Origin of the sequence: Streptomyces sp. NPDC049687, from assembly GCF_044465285.1 — a bacterium.
Taxonomy (GTDB): domain Bacteria; phylum Actinomycetota; class Actinomycetes; order Streptomycetales; family Streptomycetaceae; genus Streptomyces.
On sequence record NZ_JBITLN010000005.1, the window covers coordinates 294,369 to 311,867 of the forward strand.

Annotated in this window: 21 protein-coding genes; 6 read left to right on the forward strand and 15 right to left on the reverse strand. The window is 72.0% G+C overall.

Annotated elements, in window-relative coordinates; all coding sequences use genetic code 11:
- Positions 1-7: 7 nt before the first annotated feature.
- The 4 genes from ACIBVL_RS18330 to tsaB are packed head-to-tail and all read right to left on the reverse strand — an operon-like array spanning position 8 to position 2,496.
- A complete protein-coding gene (locus ACIBVL_RS18330) occupies positions 8-265 on the reverse strand; it encodes a hypothetical protein (RefSeq protein WP_399098210.1) in 258 nt (85 codons plus the stop codon).
- On the reverse strand, positions 262-1,347 hold the full coding sequence (tsaD, locus tag ACIBVL_RS18335) for a tRNA (adenosine(37)-N6)-threonylcarbamoyltransferase complex transferase subunit TsaD (RefSeq protein ID WP_399098211.1): 1,086 nt from the start codon (positions 1,345-1,347) through the stop codon (positions 262-264). The genes ACIBVL_RS18330 and tsaD overlap by 4 nt, the downstream gene beginning before the upstream one ends.
- Positions 1,340-1,846, reverse strand: coding sequence for a ribosomal protein S18-alanine N-acetyltransferase (gene rimI / locus ACIBVL_RS18340; protein WP_399098212.1), 507 nt, complete (start codon positions 1,844-1,846; stop codon positions 1,340-1,342). The genes tsaD and rimI overlap by 8 nt, the downstream gene beginning before the upstream one ends.
- Positions 1,843-2,496, reverse strand: a complete 654-nt coding sequence (tsaB, locus tag ACIBVL_RS18345) for a tRNA (adenosine(37)-N6)-threonylcarbamoyltransferase complex dimerization subunit type 1 TsaB (RefSeq protein WP_399098213.1) — start codon at positions 2,494-2,496, stop codon at positions 1,843-1,845. The genes rimI and tsaB overlap by 4 nt, the downstream gene beginning before the upstream one ends.
- 126 nt (positions 2,497-2,622) lie before the next feature.
- Here tsaB and ACIBVL_RS18350 point away from each other — a divergent pair, with 126 nt between their 5' ends.
- Entirely contained in the window at positions 2,623-3,171 is a 549-nt protein-coding gene (locus tag ACIBVL_RS18350; RefSeq protein WP_399098214.1) for a hypothetical protein, read from the forward strand.
- A gap of 13 nt (positions 3,172-3,184) precedes the next feature.
- Here ACIBVL_RS18350 and ACIBVL_RS18355 read toward each other — a convergent pair whose 3' ends face one another.
- From ACIBVL_RS18355 to ACIBVL_RS18385, 7 genes are all read right to left on the reverse strand, one after another.
- On the reverse strand, positions 3,185-3,364 hold the full coding sequence (locus tag ACIBVL_RS18355; protein WP_399098215.1) for a hypothetical protein: 180 nt from the start codon (positions 3,362-3,364) through the stop codon (positions 3,185-3,187).
- A gap of 142 nt (positions 3,365-3,506) precedes the next feature.
- Positions 3,507-4,019 (reverse strand): tRNA (adenosine(37)-N6)-threonylcarbamoyltransferase complex ATPase subunit type 1 TsaE, encoded by a 513-nt coding sequence (gene tsaE / locus ACIBVL_RS18360; RefSeq protein ID WP_399098216.1) that lies wholly within the window; start codon positions 4,017-4,019, stop codon positions 3,507-3,509.
- A complete protein-coding gene (locus ACIBVL_RS18365) occupies positions 3,985-5,241 on the reverse strand; it encodes an alpha/beta fold hydrolase (RefSeq protein ID WP_399098217.1) in 1,257 nt (418 codons plus the stop codon). The genes tsaE and ACIBVL_RS18365 overlap by 35 nt, the downstream gene beginning before the upstream one ends.
- Before the next feature lie 101 nt (positions 5,242-5,342).
- Entirely contained in the window at positions 5,343-6,515 is a 1,173-nt protein-coding gene (alr, locus tag ACIBVL_RS18370; RefSeq protein ID WP_399098218.1) for an alanine racemase, read from the reverse strand.
- A gap of 34 nt (positions 6,516-6,549) precedes the next feature.
- Positions 6,550-7,440 (reverse strand): L,D-transpeptidase family protein, encoded by an 891-nt coding sequence (locus ACIBVL_RS18375; protein WP_399098219.1) that lies wholly within the window; start codon positions 7,438-7,440, stop codon positions 6,550-6,552.
- A 96-nt stretch (positions 7,441-7,536) separates the two neighbouring features.
- Positions 7,537-8,973, reverse strand: coding sequence for an NAD(P)H-hydrate dehydratase (locus tag ACIBVL_RS18380; RefSeq protein ID WP_399098220.1), 1,437 nt, complete (start codon positions 8,971-8,973; stop codon positions 7,537-7,539).
- 120 nt (positions 8,974-9,093) lie between these two features.
- Positions 9,094-9,465, reverse strand: a complete 372-nt coding sequence (locus ACIBVL_RS18385) for a holo-ACP synthase (protein WP_399098221.1) — start codon at positions 9,463-9,465, stop codon at positions 9,094-9,096.
- A 92-nt stretch (positions 9,466-9,557) separates the two neighbouring features.
- On the opposite strand from ACIBVL_RS18385, the gene ACIBVL_RS18390 reads away from it, so the two are divergent.
- Together ACIBVL_RS18390 and ACIBVL_RS18395 are read left to right on the forward strand one after the other, a co-directional pair.
- Positions 9,558-10,511, forward strand: a complete 954-nt coding sequence (locus tag ACIBVL_RS18390) for a hypothetical protein (RefSeq protein WP_399098222.1) — start codon at positions 9,558-9,560, stop codon at positions 10,509-10,511.
- 5 nt (positions 10,512-10,516) lie between these two features.
- Entirely contained in the window at positions 10,517-12,256 is a 1,740-nt protein-coding gene (locus ACIBVL_RS18395; RefSeq protein ID WP_399098223.1) for a M16 family metallopeptidase, read from the forward strand.
- Between the two features lie 7 nt (positions 12,257-12,263).
- On the opposite strand, the gene ACIBVL_RS18400 is transcribed toward ACIBVL_RS18395, so the two are convergent.
- Together ACIBVL_RS18400 and ACIBVL_RS18405 are read right to left on the reverse strand one after the other, a co-directional pair.
- Positions 12,264-12,815: a hypothetical protein gene (locus tag ACIBVL_RS18400; RefSeq protein WP_399098224.1), complete on the reverse strand. Its 552-nt coding sequence runs from the start codon at positions 12,813-12,815 to the stop codon at positions 12,264-12,266.
- The gene (locus ACIBVL_RS18405) at positions 12,812-13,219 is read right to left on the reverse strand and encodes an ATP-binding protein (protein ID WP_399098225.1); all 408 of its coding nucleotides are present in this window, start codon (positions 13,217-13,219) and stop codon (positions 12,812-12,814) included. Before ACIBVL_RS18405 ends, ACIBVL_RS18400 begins: the two co-directional genes overlap by 4 nt.
- Before the next feature lie 179 nt (positions 13,220-13,398).
- Between ACIBVL_RS18405 and ACIBVL_RS18410 the strand changes: the two genes are divergently transcribed.
- Together ACIBVL_RS18410 and ACIBVL_RS18415 are read left to right on the forward strand one after the other, a co-directional pair.
- Complete coding sequence (locus ACIBVL_RS18410; protein WP_399098226.1) at positions 13,399-14,235, forward strand: helix-turn-helix domain-containing protein; 837 nt, start codon at positions 13,399-13,401, stop codon at positions 14,233-14,235.
- An 8-nt stretch (positions 14,236-14,243) separates the two neighbouring features.
- A complete protein-coding gene (locus tag ACIBVL_RS18415) occupies positions 14,244-14,432 on the forward strand; it encodes a DUF397 domain-containing protein (RefSeq protein ID WP_399098227.1) in 189 nt (62 codons plus the stop codon).
- Here ACIBVL_RS18415 and glmS read toward each other — a convergent pair.
- Positions 14,406-16,253, reverse strand: a complete 1,848-nt coding sequence (gene glmS / locus ACIBVL_RS18420; RefSeq protein ID WP_399098228.1) for a glutamine--fructose-6-phosphate transaminase (isomerizing) — start codon at positions 16,251-16,253, stop codon at positions 14,406-14,408. The genes ACIBVL_RS18415 and glmS overlap by 27 nt on opposite strands.
- 127 nt (positions 16,254-16,380) lie before the next feature.
- Positions 16,381-16,827: an anthrone oxygenase family protein gene (locus ACIBVL_RS18425; RefSeq protein WP_399098229.1), complete on the reverse strand. Its 447-nt coding sequence runs from the start codon at positions 16,825-16,827 to the stop codon at positions 16,381-16,383.
- Positions 16,828-16,918: 91 nt separating this feature from the next.
- Here ACIBVL_RS18425 and ACIBVL_RS18430 point away from each other — a divergent pair, with 91 nt between their 5' ends.
- Positions 16,919-17,497, forward strand: coding sequence for a TetR/AcrR family transcriptional regulator (locus tag ACIBVL_RS18430; protein WP_399098230.1), 579 nt, complete (start codon positions 16,919-16,921; stop codon positions 17,495-17,497).
- Positions 17,498-17,499 lie beyond the last annotated feature (2 nt).

Consider the following 17,499-nt stretch of genomic DNA (forward strand, 5'->3'; position numbering starts at 1 on the left):
GACCGGATCATTCCGCCCGTACCGATTCGAACCGCCACCGGTGCACGGCTCGGGTCACCAACTCGCCGGGGGGATCCGGTAGTTCGGGGAGTGCGGTGTCGTAGGCCGCGTCCCACCAGGTGATGACGAGGACCCGGTCCTGCGGGGCGCGGAAGGTCTCGCGGCGCAGGGGGCGTTCCGGGAGGGGCCGGGCCTCGGCCCAGGCGAGGAGGTCGGCGCCGCGGCCCTCCGCCGCCCGGGCCTCCCACATCAACGCGACGGTCATGAGTAGAGGTTGTCCTTGCCGACCTCGTGCGCATGGTCGTGGCCGGGGACGTGCGGGTCCGTCACCGGGAGGGAGGAGTCCGCCGAGAGGTCCCAGCCGGAGGCCGACCGGCCACGCGTCACCATCTCCGCGCCCAGGGCGGCGACCATCGCGCCGTTGTCCGTGCACAGCTTGGGCCGGGGGACCCGCAGCCGGATGCCCGCCTTCTCGCAGCGTTCCTGGGCCAGGGCCCGCAGCCGGGAGTTGGCCGCGACGCCGCCGCCGATCATCAGGTGGTCGACGCCCTCGTCACGGCAGGCCCGCACGGCCTTGCGGGTCAGCACGTCCACGACCGCCTCCTGGAAGGAGGCCGCCACGTCCCGCACCGGGACCTCCTCGCCGGCGGCCCGCCTGGCCTCGATCCAGCGGGCGACCGACGTCTTCAGACCGGAGAAGGAGAAGTCGTACGCCGGATCGCGGGGGCCGGTCAGACCGCGCGGGAAGGCGATGGACGCCGGGTCGCCCTCGCGGGCGTAGCGGTCGATGACCGGCCCGCCGGGGAAGCCCAGGTTCAGCACCCGCGCGATCTTGTCGAAGGCCTCGCCCGCCGCGTCGTCGATGGTCGCGCCCATCGGCCGGACGTCCGAGGTGATGTCGCTCGACAGCAGGAGCGAGGAGTGGCCGCCGGACACCAGCAGCGCCATCGTCGGTTCCGGCAGCGGCCCGTGCTCCAGCTGGTCCACGCAGATGTGGGAGGCGAGGTGGTTGACGCCGTAGAGGGGCTTGCCGAGGGCGTAGGCGTAGGCCTTCGCGGCGGAGACGCCGACCAGGAGGGCGCCGGCCAGGCCGGGGCCCGCGGTCACCGCGACGCCGTCGAGGTCCTTCGCGCTCACCCCCGCTTCCTTCAGCGCCCGGTCGATGGTGGGGACCATCGCCTCCAGGTGGGCGCGGGACGCGACCTCAGGGACCACCCCGCCGAAGCGGGCGTGCTCGTCGACGCTGGAGGCGACGGCGTCGGCCAGCAGGGTGGTGCCCCGGACGATGCCGACGCCGGTCTCGTCGCAGGAGGTCTCGATGCCGAGGACGAGGGGTTCGTCAGCCATTGCTCTCGGTTCCTTGTACTGAGGTTGCGGGATCGGTGAGGCGCATCACCAGGGCGTCCACGTTCCCCGGCTGGTAGTAGCCGCGCCGGAAGCCGATGGGTTCGAAGCCGAAGCGCTCGTAGAGCTTCTGCGCCCGGACGTTGTCGACCCGGCACTCCAGCATCACCTCGGCACAGTCGAAGACGGTCGCCGCCCGCAGCAGGTCGGTCAGCAGACGCCCGCCGAGCCCGGTGCCCCAGTGGTCGCGGGTGACGGCGATGGTCTGGATGTCGGCGAGGTCCCCGGACGCGGCCAGTCCGGCGTAGCCGACGACCCGGTCGCCGGCGACGGCGACGACGTACCGCCGGGTCGCCTCGGGCCCGCGGGAGTGCGCCAGCTCCGACCAGAACATGCCCCGGGACCAGGCGTCCTCGGGGAAGAGGTCCTTCTCCAGTTCCAGCACGGGATCGATGTCCCACCAGCGCATCTCGCGCAGACGAGGAGTCACGGCGTCGGTCACTTGGGGGTGACCACCTTGTAGTTCTTGGGGACCTGGGCATCGGGCCGGCGCAGATACAGCGGCCGAGGGGCCGGGAGCTCCTCGCCCGCCGCCAGCCGCTCGGCGGCCAGGCAGGCCAGCGCGGCGGCCGACACATGCTCCGGCCCGTGCGCGTTCGGGAAGGTGTCCGGGTACAGCAGCGCGCCCGCGCCGACCGCCGGCAGCCCGGCGACCCGCTCGGCGATGTCGGCGGGCCGGTCCACGGCGGGCTCCGTGACGCGGGTGCGGGAGTCGGCGTAGCGCGCCCAGTACACCTCCTTGCGGCGGGCGTCGGTCGCCACGACGAAGGGGCCGTCGATGTCGGAGGCGTAGGCGAGGCCGTCGAGCGTGCACAGCCCGTGCACGGGGACGCCGAGCGCGAGCCCGAAGGTGTCGGCGGTCATCAGCCCGACGCGGAGCCCGGTGTACGGGCCGGGGCCGACGCCCACGACGAGCGCGGTGACGGCGTCGAGCCTGCGCCCCGCCTCCGCGAGGAGCCGGTCGAGGGCCGGCAGCAGCAACTCACCGTGCCGGCGCGCGTCCACCTGGCTCGAGGAGGCGATGACGTCCGTGCCGTCGTGCAGCGCGACGGTGACGGCGGGGGTGGCGGTATCCAGAGCGAGCAAGAGCACGCAAACAGCCTACGGCTCCCGGGCGCCCGTGTCGGATGACCAGGTCGGGCCCGGGACGACTGCTACCGTCGCCGGGAAGCACGACATACGAAGATTGTGACGATTACGACGATGAGGTGATCGCTCGTGGCAGCCAGCAGCTCGACGTTCGTCGCCGGGCTCACCGCGGCGGCCGTCGCGACGGTCGGGCTCCTCGCCTACCAGGCCTGGGCCTCCGTGCCCGACGGACTCGGCAGGCCACGCGCCGACGCCTCCGCCGCCACGAAGAAGACACCCCGCGACAGGGCGCACCCCGCCGCGCTGCCGGAGCACTCCGGCAGCGGCCGGCGGGTGGTGTACTCGCTGGACGACGACCGGGTGTGGCTGGTCGGCATGCGCGGAAACGTCGTACGTACGTTCAGGGTCACGCCCGGCACCGTCGACCCGCGCCCCGGCACGTACTCCGTCACCACCCGCTCGGGCGCGGTCACCGGCACCGACGGCACCCCCGTCGAGCACGTCGTCCGCTTCGCCACGGTCGACGGCGTGACCGTCGGCTTCAGCGCGGCGGTGGACGCCTCGAAGCCGGCACCGCGCCCGACGGCGCGGACGGGCGGGATCCGGGAGGCGCGGGCGGACGGAGACGCGATGTGGGAGTTCGCGACGATCGGTCAGCGGGTCGTGGTGATCCGCTGACGCGGTGACCCGCTTACGCCGCCCGGGGGTGCCGGACCGGTTCCTTCACCGGCGCCGGGTCGGGCAGGCGCGGCGGTGTGGAGACGGCCTCCGCCGCCGCGCAGGAGGCCAGCAGCTCACGCATGGAGACCCCGGCGAGCGCGAACGGCCGCGGCGGCTGGGCCTTGGGGGCCTGGGGCTCGGTGGCCGGCATGGGCGCCTCCCGGGGGCGGGGCGGGACCTAGTTAGGTACACCTAACTACGGACTGGATACCATGTGACCACGCCCGACGTACCGAACGCAAGATTTTCCCGACGTCCTGTCGGAAACGTTTACGAGCCGGACGCGCGAGGCGTCAGGCCGCCAGCGCGCTGAGGTCGGCCGCCGCCCACCGCTCCCCGAGCCCCGTGACCGTGACCTGCCGTACCTCGTCGGTCGTGTCGCCGACGGCGCGGTGGATGCGGACCTGGAGCCGCTCGTCGGTCAGCTCCTCGACCTTCCCCTCGCCCCACTCCACGACGATCACGGACTCGGGCAGCGACACGTCGAGATCCAGGTCCTCCATCTCGTCGAGCCCGCCGCCCAGGCGGTACGCGTCGACGTGGACGAGCGGCGGACCGTCCCCGAGGGAGGGATGCACACGGGCGATCACGAAGGTCGGCGAGGTGACGGCACCCCGGACGCCGAGCCCCTCGCCGAGCCCGCGCGTCAGCGTCGTCTTGCCCGCTCCGAGCTCCCCGCTCAGCATCACGAGATCGCCGGCGCGCAGCAGCTTGGCCAGGCGGCGACCCAACTCGCGCATCTGCTCCGGGGAGTTGACGGTCAGCTCGATCTCAGCCGGGTTGTGCGGTGCTGCTGGTGCTTCCATAGCCACCCACGGTAGCCCCTGCCGGGACGGCTCCCGCGCGGGTGAGGAGGTCGGCGAGGCGGTCGGTGACCACTTCCGGGTGTTCCAGCATCACCAGGTGCCCGGCGTCCGGTACGAGGACCAGCTCGGCGTCCGGCAGCAGGTCGGCGATGGCCTCGCTGTGCTCGCTCGGCGTGACGAGGTCGCCGATGCCGGCCAGCACGAGCACCGGCATGTCCTTGAAGAGCGGGAGCGCCTCGGTCTTGTCGTGATCGGTGAAGGCCGGGTAGAACTCGGCGACGACGTCGATCGGCGTCCCCTCGATCATCCGCTCGGCGAACCGCGCCACCGCGGGATCCACGTCCCGCGAGGCGAACGAGTACCGCTTGATGATCCCCGCGAAGAGATCGGCGGTGGCCCGCCGCCCCTTCTCCACCAGCGCGGCCTGCTGCCCGAGCGCCTTCAGCACCCCGGGAAGCACCCGCCGCACGGCGTTGACGCCGGCGACCGGAAGCCCGAAGTTGACCTCGCCGAGCCGCCCGGAGGACGTCCCCACGAAGGCGGTCGCGACGACCCGCTCCCGGATGAACTCCGGGTACTGGGCGGCGAGCGCCATCACCGTCATCCCGCCCATGGAGTGCCCGACGAGCACGATCGGCCCCTCGGGAGCGGCCGCGTCGATGACGGCCTTCAGGTCCCGCCCCAGCTGGTCGATGGTGAGCGCCACCCCGTCCCGCAGCTGGGCCGCCCCGCGGGCGGACCGCCCGTGGCTGCGCTGGTCCCAGTGCACGGTCCGTACGACGCCCCGCAGGGCCGCCCGCTGGAAGTGCCAGGAGTCCTGGGTGAGGCAGTAGCCGTGGCTGAACACCACGGTCACCGGAAGCGGCGCCTTGCGTCCGAAAAGCCGCCGGCGACGCCCCGCGGGGCCGCCCTGCGGCTCGACGTCGTCGATCTCGTAGTACAGCTCGGTGCCGTCGTCGGCGTACGCCTTCTCGGGCGTGCCGCGCAGGGAGCCGTACGGCCCCGCCGCGTCGAGCGCGAGCCGGGCCTTCGCCCGCATGCCCCGCCCCACGGTCATCCGCTCCAGGGCCACGCCCGCCGCGGCGCCCGCGGCGATGACGCCTATCGCGGCGCCGGCGATACCGGTCGCCCGGCGCCAGCCCCCGGCCGCCCCCGTGGCGGAGGCGACGGCGACGGCCGCCGAGGCGGCCTCCGCCACTGCCTCCGCACTGCTCTCGCTCACGTACCGCTCCTCTTCGGCCGACGCCGGTGGTGCCGCCGGGTGGATGTGTTGATGCGCTGACTACGGGTTACCCGTCCGGCCACTCATTCACCTGGCCGCGTCTACATGGACGCATGCAGATAGACGCGCGGAACCCGCGGTCCGATGCGCGTGACGATTTCGTACCCGATGGTTCCGGCCGCCTGCGCCCAGTCCTGTGCGGTGGGCTCTCCGCGGTCGCCGGGCCCGAAGAGGACCGCCTCCGCGCCGGCCCCGGGGTCGTCGCCCCCAAGGTCCACGACGAACTGGTCCATCGCGATCCGCCCCGCGACGGTGTGCCACTTGCCGCCGACCAGCACCGGCCCGCTCCCGGAGGCATGCCGGGGCACCCCGTCCGCGTACCCGAGCGGGACGAGGCCGAGGGTGGTCTCACCGGGGGTGACGTAGTGGTGGCCGTAGCTCACCCCATGGCCGCCCGGGACGTGCTTCACCAGGGCCAGGGGGGCCGTCAGCGTCATCACGGGGCGCAGCCCGAGGTCGGCGGAGGAGCCGAGGGCGGGGCTGGGCGAGACGCCGTACATGGCGATGCCCGGCCGGACGAGGTCGAAGTGGGTCTCGGGGAGGGTGAGGGTGGCGGGCGAGTTGGCGATGTGCCGCACCTCGGGCTGGATGCCCCGCCCTTCGGCGTACGCGACCATCTCGCGGAAGAGCCCGAGCTGGGCGGCGATGGAGGGATGCCCCGGCTCGTCGGCGCGGGCGAAGTGCGACCACAGCCCGGTCACCCGGACGAGCCCCTCGGCCTCGGCCCGCAGCGCCTCACCGACGAGCTCGGCCCAGTCCTCGCCCGGCTGACAGCCGTTCCGGCCGAGCCCGGTGTCGCCCTTGAGCTGCACCCGCGCGACGCGTCCGGCGGTCCGGGCGGCATCGACGAGTTCCCGCAGCGCCCACATCCCGCTCACGGAGACGTCGAGACCGGCCTCGACGGCCTCCCGCCAGGGCCCGCCGGGCGTCCACAGCCAGCACATGACCCTGACGTCCGCGGGCAGCCCGCCCGAGGCCCGCAGCGCGAGGGCCTCCTCGGGCGTGGCGGTCCCGATCCAGGTGGCCCCGGCCTCGACGGCGGCACGGGCACACGCCACCGCCCCGTGACCGTAGCCGTCCGCCTTGACCACGGCCATGAACGCCGCCCCCGGCGCCTTGGCGCGCAGGGTCCGCACATTGGCCCGCAGCGCGGCCAGGTCGATCTCGGCACGGGCGCGCGGCGGGGTGGCGGGCGGCATGGCAGTCTCACTCATCGCGCCCAGTGTCTCAGAGGGCTCGCCCGGCCCCTCAGGTGCCGGGCCGGTGCCCCCACACATAGACCCGGTCCCCCTTCTTCAGCACATCCCACAGCGTGCGCGCGTCACCGAGCGTGAGATTGACACAGCCCATGGAGCCGACGGTGGTGTGGATGCTGCCGTAGACGGCGTGGAAGGCCTGTCCGCCGCTGAAGAACTGGGCGTACGGCATGGGGGTGTTGTACAGCGTCGACACATGGTTCTTGTGTTTCCAGTAAACGGTGTGCCACCCGGACCGCGTCGGATGGGCGGCCCGCCCGGTCCGCACGGAGACCGGCCCGAAGCGAACCCTCTCCGCTTCCTGCACCCAGACGAGTTGCCGGTCGAGATCGACACAGGCGACCCGGTACTTCCCGACCGGACACATCTTCGCGGCGTTGGGATGCGGCCCGGCCGAGATGAGCTGCATCCGGGCCCAGGTGACGGGCCCGGCGAACCCGATGGCGGGCGTGATCCCCTCCTTCTTCTGGAACGCCTGAACGGCCTTGCAGTCGGCGGCGGACTGCTTCCCGTCCACCGTCAGCTTCAGCCACCGTTCGACGGCCCGCTGATAGGGCCCGGTCGACTTGGTGCACGCCACCCGGGCCGCCACCTCCCCCAGCGGCACGTACTCGACGAGCGCGTACGTCCCGTCCGGTGCTTCCTTCGGCTCCACGGCGTCCTCGGCGGCGGTCGGCCGGTACACGCGCGGTACGAGCGCCTGGTCCGGCGTGTCGATCTGCCAGGTCTGACGGGGGCCGGGCGGCACCCCCGGCACCAACTCACCGCCGGGCGGGGGCGGCGCGGGAGAACCGGAGGCGACACCGACGCCTCCGCCGGTCAGAAGGGCGGCGGAGGCGAGCAGGAGGCCGAGGGCAGGAAAGGCGATACGTCTGCTCATCATGTGATCAGCCAAACGCGAGGGACCTGGGCCACCGGGCTGCCACGCGAAGGGGTCACCCGTTCCGACGAGGCACCGGCCGACGCCCGTCGGTGAGGCTCAGCCCCGCACGTCCCGCCACGCCGCCGGGATCGCCTCCGCCACGTCATGCGCCCCCACCGGCGCGCCCCGCGCCGCGAACCGCCCCGCCAGCCCGTGCAGATACGCCCCGACGCTCCCCGCGTCGAGCGCGCTCAGCCCGGCGGCCAGCAGGGATCCCGCGAGGCCCGAGAGCACGTCCCCGCTTCCGGCGGTGGCGAGCCAGGGCGTCCCGGTCGGGTTCACCCGCACCGGCCCCCCCTCGGCCCCCGCGACCAGCGTCGTCGACCCCTTGAGCAGCACGGTCGCCCCGTACCGCGCCGCGAGTTCCCGCACCGAGGCCAGCCGCGCCCCCTCGACCTCCTCCCGCGTCACCCCGAGCAGCGCGGCCGCCTCACCGGCGTGCGGAGTCATCAGCGTCGGCGCCTCCCGCCCCCGCACGACGTCCCGCTCCGCGAGCCGCAACCCGTCCGCGTCGAGCAGCACCGGTACGTCCGTCCCCAACACCTCCGCCACCGCCCCGGCGTCGTCCCCGGCCCCCGGCCCCACCACCCAGGCCTGCACCCGCCCCGCTTTGCGGGGCCCCTGATCCGACACCAGCGTCTCGGGGAAACGGGCGAGCACGGCCTGACTCGCGGGCCCGACGTACCGCACGGCCCCCGCCCCACCCCGCAGCGCCCCGGCGACGGCCAGCACGGCCGCCCCCGGATACCGCGAGGACCCGGCGGCGATCCCCACCACTCCCCGCCGGTACTTGTCGCTCTCGCCCCCGGGCACCGGCAACAAGCCGGCGACATCCGCGTGCTGCAACGCCTGCAGTTCGGCCTCGCCGGGCAGCACATCCCCCAGCCCCATGTCGACGAACCGCACGATCCCCGCGTACTCGCGCGCGGGATCGATCAGCAACCCGGGCTTGTGCGTGCCGAAGGTGACGGTCAGATCGGCCCGTACGGCAGCCCCCCGCACCTCCCCGCTGTCCGCCTCGACCCCGCTCGGCAGATCCACGGCGACGACGGCGGCCCGGGACCGCTCGGCGGCGGCGGCCAGCGGCACGGCGTCGGGCCGCAGCCCGCCCTTGCCACCGATCCCCACGATGCCGTCGACGACGAGGTCCGCCCGCTCGACGAGCTCCTCGGCGGCACCGGTCCCCACGACCACTCCCCCCGCCCGCCGCAGGGCCGCGAGACCGCCGGTGTGGGTGCGCTCGGGCGTCAGCAGCACAGCGCTCACCCCCGCCCCCCGCCGGGCCAACCGGGCCCCGGCGTACAGGGCGTCCCCTCCGTTGTCCCCACTCCCCACCAGCAACACGACCCGCCGCCCGTACACCCGCCCCAGCAGCTCCGCACAGGCGACGGCGAGCCCGGCGGCGGCCCGCTGCATGAGCGCCCCTTCCGGAAGGCGAGCCATCAGCTCCCGCTCAGCACCCCGAACCGTTTCCACACAGAAGGCAGTACGCATGAGGCCAAGTCTCACACCAACGCCCTGAAGGGGCTCGGGAACAGCTGCCGGCATGCGGCTCCGCCGCGTGGGCGTGACCAGCCGCGTCGAGCGCGCACCGCCAGGGTGCGCAGAGCACTCTCACCCTTCGGCGATGACCACCGCCGAAGCCACCCCCGCGTCATGACTCAGCGACACATGCCAGGCCTGGACTCCCAGTTCGGCCGCCCGCGCCGCCACACTCCCCCGCACCCGCAGCCGGGGCTGCCCGCTCGCCTCCACGAACACCTCCGCGTCGGTCCACAGCAGCCCCGGCGGCGCCCCCAGCGCCTTGGCCAAGGCCTCCTTCGCCGCGAACCGCACCGCCAGCGAGGCGACCCCCCGCCGCTCCCCGCTCGGCAGCTGCAACTCACTCTCGACGAACAACCGTTGGGCGAGCGCGGGCGTGCGCTCCAGCGACGCCGCGAACCGTTCGATCTCCGCCACGTCGATACCGACCCCGATGATGCTCATGCCGAGCACCCTACGACCCGGGCCACCCCTCTCTCGTTGTCACACCCGACTGCTAGCCTGCGGCGACTTGATCACCACCAGGGGGCGGAGAGATGAGCAGTACCGGCAGAGCCATACCCTCGAACGGGCCGACCTTCGACCCGTTCGACAACACACCCGAACTGATTCCCCTGCGTACGGCCGCCCAGGCGGGCGACTGGCCCGCCGTACGGGCCTACCTGGCAGGCCTGGACTCGGTCGACAGGCTCTCCTCGGCCTCAGCGATCCTCGCCGACATCCCCGGCGTGGAGACCTTCCTGGAGCCGGCCGCCGCCGCCCTCCCCGGCGACCCCCTCCCCCGCACCCTGCTCGCCGAGCGCTACGTCTACATCGGCTGGGACATCCGCAGCGGCGCCCGCGCGACGCACGTCTCGCGGGACCAGTTCGACCAGTTCCACTCCTGGCTGCGCAGGGCCGAACAGATCCTGATCGAGGTCTGCGCCGAGCAGCCGGCGTACGCACCCGCCTGGACCGCCCGTCTCATGACCGCTCGCGGTCTGGAGCTGGGCCAGGCGGAGGCCCGCCGCCGCTACGACCGCCTGTCCGCCCACCACCCGCACCACTACCGCGCGCAGACGCAGCTCCTCCAGCAGGTCTGCCGCAAGTGGGGCGGTTCCCACGACGCGGCGCTCGCCTTCGCCCGTGAGTGCGCCGCCGCGGCCCCGGACGGCGCGAACTCCGGCGCCCTGGTCGCCCTCGCCCACATCGAGCAGTGGCTCGACCTGGGCAGCCCCGAGCGCACCGCCTACATGCGGGGCCTGCCGGTCCGCGACGACCTGCGCTTCGCCGCCCAGGTCTCGGTGCTGCACCGGGACCACCGCCCCGACTGGAACTCGATCGGCGCGCACAGCGCGTTCGCGTTCGCCTTCTCGGTCGGCGGCCACTTCGAGGACGCGGCCCCGCACTTCGCCTTCCTCGGCGACCGCGCCTCCGAGTTCCCGTGGCAGTACACGAGCGACCCGAAGGCCACGTTCCTGAAGTACCGCAAGTCCGCGCTGGGGGCCTGAGACCGATGACGACCGAACTGCACACCCTCGCCGGCCTGGTCTCCCACACCAGCACCCAGGGCATCCCCACCCTCCACGCCGCGACCTCCGCCAACGAGATCACCGCCGGCCTCTTCTTCCGGGTGGGCCGCGCCGACGAGACCCTGGCCACCGCCGGCATCACCCACCTCGTCGAACACCTGGCCCTGCACCGCCTCGGCCTGTCCGACCTGCACTACAACGGCGCGACGGCGAACGCGTACACGCTCTTCCACGTCACCGGCAGCGAGGAGGAGGTCGTCAGGTACCTCAACAGCGTGTGCGAGGCCCTGCGGGGCGACCTCCCCATGGACCGGCTGGAGACGGAGAAGGAGATCCTCCGCACGGAGGCGGCCGGCCGGGGCGGCGGCCCGGCCCACCAGATGCCGCTGTGGCGCTACGGCGCCCAGAGCTACGGCCTGTCCAGCTACAACGAACTGGGCACCTGGAACCTGACCCCGGACCAGGTCCGCCACTGGGCGCAGACCCGCTTCACCCGCGACAACGCGGTCCTCTGGATCACCAGCGACCAGGTGCCCGCCGGCCTGGACCTCACCCTCCCCACGGGCTCCCGCCTGCCGGCCCCCGCGCCGACCAGCGCCCTTCCGGTCACCCCCGCCTACATCCACGGCGACGACGGACACGTCGTGATGACCTCCGTCGTACGCCGCTCCACCGCCGCCTCCGTCTTCGCGGACGTCCTCGGCCGGGCCCTCTTCCAGGACCTGCGCCAGGAGGGCGGCTACTCCTACTCGGCGGAGGCCGACTACAGCCCCCGCGACGCCGACTTCGCCACCCTCACGGCGTACGCCGACTCGCTCCCGCAGAAGCAGGACGCGGTGGTCGGCGGCTTCATCGACACCCTGGCCCGCCTGCGCGCGGGCCGCATCGAGCAGTCCGAACTGGACTCCGTGCGCGGCAAGCTCCTCAAGATGTACGACGTCCCCGACCTGGGTGCCGCCTCGCTCCCCTCGTACGCGCTGAGCCTTCTCCTCGGCCACCGCATCCTCAGCCCCGACCAGCACCGCGCCGAGCTGAACGCGGTCACGGTCGCCGACCTGCGCGCGGTCGCCCGCGAGGCCTGGGACGGCGCGCTGCTCCAGGTGCCGGGCCGGGGCGTCGACTGGGCGGGCCTCACCCTGGCGCCCCAGTACTCGCAGACGTCGGTCACCGGCACCCGCCACCAGTCCCTCGAGAACGACGACGTCACCCTCGTGATCGGCACGGAGGGAGTCAGCCTCCTGACCCCGCGCGGCCCGGTCACCGTCCGCTTCGACGCGACGGCCGCCATGACCACCCGTCCCGACGGCGCCCGCGTCCTCACCGGCCACGACGGCTTCTCGGTGACGGTCGAACCGACCCTCTACCGAGGCATCACACCCGAGCGCATAGCCGCCCTGGACGCGGCCGTGCCCCGGCAGGCGGCGGTCCCCATGCCCGCCCGCGACCCCGACCGCATCCCGCACCCACGCGAGCGGGAGACGAGCGGCGGCCGGAGGAACGGAAACACCGGCACCGGCAAGTCCACCTGGGGCTGGACGCTCGCCCTGTGGACCGTCGGCCTGCTGACCGCCGTCTGGGGCCTGCTCTGCGCCGTCATCACGGCCGACGAGGCAGGCGCCGAGAACCCCGAGTGGGACGCGGTGACGGGCGTATGGATCATGTGGCTGCCCCTGGTGGCCGTGACGGTGGCCCTGTACCGGGCCCGCCGCCGCAGACGGGGCTGACGACCGCTCAGGGCAGGTCCGGCGCCGTGTCGCACCTGCCCTCGTCGTCCTCCTGGAAGAGCTCCTCCGCGCACCCGGCGGTCACGGCCCGGCCGAGCAGGTCGTCGAGCAGGGCGAGATCGGTGCACGCGGTGATGCGCTCGCGCAGGCTGTCGGAGACGGGAACACCACGCACTTCCAGGACCTTCAGGACACCTTCCGCCTTCCCCCTCGCCTCGCCCCTCGCCTCACCCTTCGCCTCGCCGTCCAGATAGGCCTCTTCGAAGACCGTGCTCCGGCCGGGGAAGTAAGTGATGACCATCTTCTCCAGTTCCCTCCACGTCTCGCGGGCCGGAGTGTCCTCCAGACCGATCTCCACCAGCTCTGACCAGTACTTCGCCGTGTCCTTGTCGAACGACCTCTCGCTGTGCGCGATGACGCTGAGCGTCGCGAGCGCCGGTTGCCGCGCGACCTCCTTGTCAGGCGCCTTCCTGGCCTGGGCCGCGATGGCCGCCTCCACAGGCGGCGGAAGCCCCAGCGCCTCGAAGACGGGGTGACCATGTGCGCGATCTCCGTTCACGCCGCCGCGTTCAGTTCGCACCACACGTACTTGCCCCGGCTCCCGAATCTGGCCATCGGCTGCCAGTGCCACAGGTCGGAGCAGGCCCGGATGATGGCGAGCCCGCGCCCCTCCTCGGCGTCGTCCCCCAACTCCTCGAACCGCGCGGGCGGTTCCGGCGGCTCGGGGTCCGCGTCCCACGCCCCGATCTGCAAGACGCCTTCCTTCCAGCGCACCCGCAGGGCGGCGGGGCCCTTTTGATGTCGTACGGCGTTGGAGACCAGCTCGGTGGCGAGGAGTTCGGCGTTGTCGAGCAGGCCGGTGAGGCCGTGGAGGGTGAGGATCACTCGAAGGGTGTGGCGGGAGACGGTGACGGCGCGGGGGTCGTTGGGGATGTAGAGGGAGTAGTCCCAGGAGTCGGGCATACGTCAGCTCCGTTCGGTGGGGGTGGGTTTCCGCGCGCGGTGTCATTGCCGCAGCCGTCATGGCAGGACGGGGCGGTGCGCTTCCGCAGCGTGTTCGTCGCATCACCAACCGTAGGGATAACTTGTCATCCCAAGCAAGCCGATCCCTTAATCTGGACCCGAACGAGGAGGAGCAACTGATGGTTCTGAGGCGCGAACCAACGGCACGTCAGCTGCGCCTGGCGACCGAACTGCGCAGGCTCCGTGAGGCAGCGGGACTCAGCGCCACCGAGGCAGCAGCACTGCTTGGCGTGGGCCGCGTCCAGATCAGCCACATCGAATCCGGCCTCACGGGCGTGAGCGAGCAACGGCTACGCCGCCTCGCATCCCATTACGCCTGTACGGACAGCGAGTTCATTGACGCCCTGGTGTCGATGGCCATCGACCGGACACGCGGCTGGTGGGAGGAGTTTCGGGGCCTGCTGCCCACGTCGTTCCTGGACCTTTCCGAGCTTGATCATCACTCCACGTTCCGGAATGAGGTTGCCATCCTGTACGTGCCAGGCCTGCTACAGACGAAGGACTACGCCCGGGCCGTGTTCTCCGACAGGATCCCCGAACTGACCGAAGAAGAAATCGAGTTGCGCGTCCGGCACCGCTTGGCGCGCCAGGAAATCACCATCCCGTACGAAGTGGTGATCCATGAGGCGGCGCTTCGGATCAGAGTCAGCGACCGCGCCGTGGCACGAGCCCAGCTGGACCGCATTCTGGAAGTCTCCGAAGCCGATCACATGACGGTACGGGTCATCCCCTTCGACTTGGACGGCTTCACCCGAGCCGGAAACTCCATGTCCTACGTGGGTGGTCCCGTACCCAAGCTGGACACAGTCGTACGGGACACACCACTCGGCACGGTCCTCATCGACTCAGAGGCTCAACTCAGCGCTTCCCGAACGGGCTTCCGTAGAGTAGAGGCGGCGTCACTCAGCCCCCAACAGTCGCGTGAACTCATCCACAAGCTGGCGAAAGAGTTGTGAGGCATCCCATGGACAACTGGCGGAAGTCGTCCTACTCCGGCGGCGGGGACGGCAACGACTGCCTGGAGATCGCGAACACCCCCACCCAGGTTGCCGTCCGCGACACAAAAGCCCCGGCCAGGGCAACCCTCACCTTCCCGGCCGAGGCCTTCGACGCCTTCCTGGCGGCGCTACTCCACGGTGACGGACTTCGCTAGATTGCGCGGCTGATCCACCTCGTTGCCCCGGGCGGTGGCCAGCTCACAGGCGAACACCTGCAACGGCACCGTGGCCACCAGCGGCTGCAGAAGCGTAGGCGTCGCAGGGATCCGTACGAGGTGGTCGGCGTACGGAACGACCGCCTCGTCCCCCTCCTCCGCGATGACGATGGTCCGCGCGCCCCGGGCCCGGATCTCCTGGATGTTGGACACGATCTTGTCGTGGAGGACGGACCGCCCCCGGGGCGAGGGAACGACCACGACCACCGGCAGATCCTCCTCGACGAGGGCGATCGGCCCGTGCTTCAGCTCACCGGCCGCGAACCCCTCGGCGTGCATGTAGGCGAGCTCCTTCAGTTTGAGCGCACCCTCCAGGGCCACGGGATACCCGACGTGCCGCCCCAGGAACAGCACCGTCTTCTTGTCGGCGAGCGACCGCGCCAGCTCCCTTACCGGCTCCATGGTCCCCAGCACCCGCTCGACCGCGCCGGAGACATGCGCGAGGTCGCGGATGACGGCCCTGATCTCGTCCGCGTACTTGGTGCCGCGCACCTGCCCGAGATAGAGGGCCACCAGATAACAGGCGACCAACTGCGTGAGGAACGCCTTGGTGGACGCGACGGCGACCTCGGGCCCGGCGTGGGTGTAGAGCACCGCGTCCGACTCCCGGGGGATGGTCGAGCCGTTGGTGTTGCAGATGGCGAGCACCCGGGAGCCCTGCTCACGGGCGTGCCGGAGGGCCATGAGCGTGTCCATGGTCTCGCCGGACTGGGAGATCGCGATGACGAGGGTCCGGGAGTCGAGGATCGGATCCCGGTAGCGGAACTCACTGGCGAGCTCGACCTCGCAGGGGATGCGCGTCCAGTGCTCGATGGCGTACTTGGCGATGAGCCCGGCGTGGAAGGCCGTACCGCAGGCGACGACGACGACCTTGTCGACCTCCCGCAGCACCCCCGGAGGGATCCGCACCTCGTCGAGCTTCAGTGAGCCGGAGCCGTCGATCCGGCCCAGCAAGGTGTCGGCGACGGCCTTCGGCTGCTCGGCGATCTCCTTGAGCATGAAGTAGTCGTAGCCGCCCTTCTCCGCGGCGGAGGCGTCCCAGTCGACGTGGTACGACCGCACCTCCGCCGGACGGCCGTCGAACCCGGTGATCGTGACCCCGTCCCGCCGCAGCTCGACGACCTGGTCCTGGCCGAGCTCGATCGCGGAGCGGGTGTGCGCGATGAAGGCGGCGACGTCGGAGGCGAGGAAGGCCTCGCCCTGCCCCACGCCGACCACGAGCGGCGAGTTCCGCCGGGCGCCGACCACCACGTCCGGCTCGTCGGCGTGCACGGCGACCAGCGTGAACGCCCCCTCCAGGCGCCGGCACACCAGCCGCATGGCCTCGGCGAGGTCGGCGGTGCCGGAGAACTCCTCGGCGAGCAGATGGGCCACGACCTCGGTGTCGGTCTCGGAGAGCAGCTCGTGCCCGCGCTCGGCCAGCTCGGCCCGCAGGGCGGCGAAGTTCTCGATGATCCCGTTGTGCACGACGGCGACGCGCCCGGCGTTGTCGAGATGGGGGTGGGCGTTGGCGTCGGTCGGCCCGCCGTGCGTGGCCCACCGTGTGTGCCCGATCCCGGTCGTCCCGGTGGGCAGCGGTCGCCCGCCCAGCTCCTTCTCCAGATTGACGAGCTTGCCGGCCTTCTTGGCGGCGGCCAGCCCCCCGTCGGCGAGCACGGCGACACCGGCCGAGTCGTATCCCCGGTACTCCAGCCGCTTCAGCCCGGCCATCACGACCTCGAGCGCCGACTGAGACCCCACGTATCCCACGATTCCGCACATGCCCGGCAGCCTACGACCGAACCTCCACCAGAAAGAGCCTCCGCGTGCCCGATTTCGGAAATTCCCACGGGGGTACGAGCAACTCGGCGGATGCTCAGCAGCCCCGGGGAAGCTTCGGCCCGCGGGCTCAGGCGAGGGCGGCGACCAGCAGGGCGAAGGCGGCGATGATGATCGCGACGCGGACGTAGTGGAAGCGGTTCCAGCGGTTCATCTGCTCCTTCCAGTCCTCGGGCCGGTTCTCGGGGGTCCACGTCTTGCCCCGGTTGTTGATCGGGACGAGCAGCAGGATCGACATGATCACGCTGAGGATCAGCAGTGCGGCGGCGGTGACGACGAGGCCGGTGCCCTGGTGGTGCCATCCGGCGACGGCCCAGACCGCGCTCAGGACGAGCGAGCCGATGTACCAGAACGGCATCACGGCGCCGAGCATCCGGCCCCCGTGGCTGCGGCCGAGCTGGCCGCTGTCCTCAGGGAGCGCATCGAAGATCGGGTTCATGACGAAGGCGACGGAGAACTCCACCCCCACCATCAGGCCGACGACCACGGTGGTGAAGACCTCGAGTGCGTTGAGCATGACGACCCCTCCAGGGATCTAGCGTTGCTAGCTGATGAGGCAACGCTAGCGCTGCTGTCGCTCGATTGTCTAGCGGTGCTAGGATCGACTCATGTCGGTACAGGAACGCAAGGAGCGCGAACGGGCGGGCCGCGAGCGCCTCATCGTGGCGACGGCCCGCGAACTCGCCGAGCAGCAGGGCTGGGACGCGGTCACCACCCGCCGGCTCGCCGAGCGCATCGAATACAGCCAGCCCGTCCTCTACAGCCACTTCCGCGGCAAGCGCGAGATCATCGGCGCCGTCGCCCTCGAGGGTGCCTCTGAGATGGCCGCGGCGCTGCGGGCCGCGACCTCCGCCGCGGACGGCCCTCGCGCCCGGGTCACCGCCCTCGCCCGCACCTACCTCGACTTCGCCGAGCGCAACCCGGCGGTCTACGACGCCATGTTCCAGCTCGACGGCGGCCTGGCGTTCGCGCAGGAGGACACCCCTGCGCCACTGAAGGACGCCTTCGCCGCCCTGCTGGAGACTCTCGGCGAGGTGGCCGGGGACGGCGTCCACCCGGGACTGTTCACCGAGGTGTTCTGGGCCGCCCTGCACGGGCTGGCCACCCTGACCCGGGCGGGACGGCTGCCGCCGGAACACACCGAGTGGAGGGTGGAACTGCTGGTGGACCGGCTCGCCGTGGTCTGAGA

Coding starts and splice junctions, on each gene's coding strand:
- ACIBVL_RS18330 (WP_399098210.1), bottom strand. CDS start 265: ATGACCGTCGCGTTGATGTGGGAGGCCCGGGCGGCGGAGGGCCGCGGC.
- tsaD (WP_399098211.1), bottom strand. CDS start 1,347: ATGGCTGACGAACCCCTCGTCCTCGGCATCGAGACCTCCTGCGACGAG.
- ACIBVL_RS18355 (WP_399098215.1), bottom strand. CDS start 3,364: ATGCCGGCCACCGAGCCCCAGGCCCCCAAGGCCCAGCCGCCGCGGCCG.
- tsaE (WP_399098216.1), bottom strand. CDS start 4,019: ATGGAAGCACCAGCAGCACCGCACAACCCGGCTGAGATCGAGCTGACC.
- alr (WP_399098218.1), bottom strand. CDS start 6,515: ATGAGTGAGACTGCCATGCCGCCCGCCACCCCGCCGCGCGCCCGTGCC.
- ACIBVL_RS18375 (WP_399098219.1), bottom strand. CDS start 7,440: ATGATGAGCAGACGTATCGCCTTTCCTGCCCTCGGCCTCCTGCTCGCC.
- ACIBVL_RS18380 (WP_399098220.1), bottom strand. CDS start 8,973: ATGCGTACTGCCTTCTGTGTGGAAACGGTTCGGGGTGCTGAGCGGGAG.
- ACIBVL_RS18385 (WP_399098221.1), bottom strand. CDS start 9,465: ATGAGCATCATCGGGGTCGGTATCGACGTGGCGGAGATCGAACGGTTC.
- ACIBVL_RS18390 (WP_399098222.1), top strand. CDS start 9,558: ATGAGCAGTACCGGCAGAGCCATACCCTCGAACGGGCCGACCTTCGAC.
- ACIBVL_RS18395 (WP_399098223.1), top strand. CDS start 10,517: ATGACGACCGAACTGCACACCCTCGCCGGCCTGGTCTCCCACACCAGC.
- ACIBVL_RS18405 (WP_399098225.1), bottom strand. CDS start 13,219: ATGCCCGACTCCTGGGACTACTCCCTCTACATCCCCAACGACCCCCGC.
- ACIBVL_RS18410 (WP_399098226.1), top strand. CDS start 13,399: ATGGTTCTGAGGCGCGAACCAACGGCACGTCAGCTGCGCCTGGCGACC.
- ACIBVL_RS18415 (WP_399098227.1), top strand. CDS start 14,244: ATGGACAACTGGCGGAAGTCGTCCTACTCCGGCGGCGGGGACGGCAAC.
- glmS (WP_399098228.1), bottom strand. CDS start 16,253: ATGTGCGGAATCGTGGGATACGTGGGGTCTCAGTCGGCGCTCGAGGTC.
- ACIBVL_RS18425 (WP_399098229.1), bottom strand. CDS start 16,827: ATGCTCAACGCACTCGAGGTCTTCACCACCGTGGTCGTCGGCCTGATG.
- ACIBVL_RS18430 (WP_399098230.1), top strand. CDS start 16,919: ATGTCGGTACAGGAACGCAAGGAGCGCGAACGGGCGGGCCGCGAGCGC.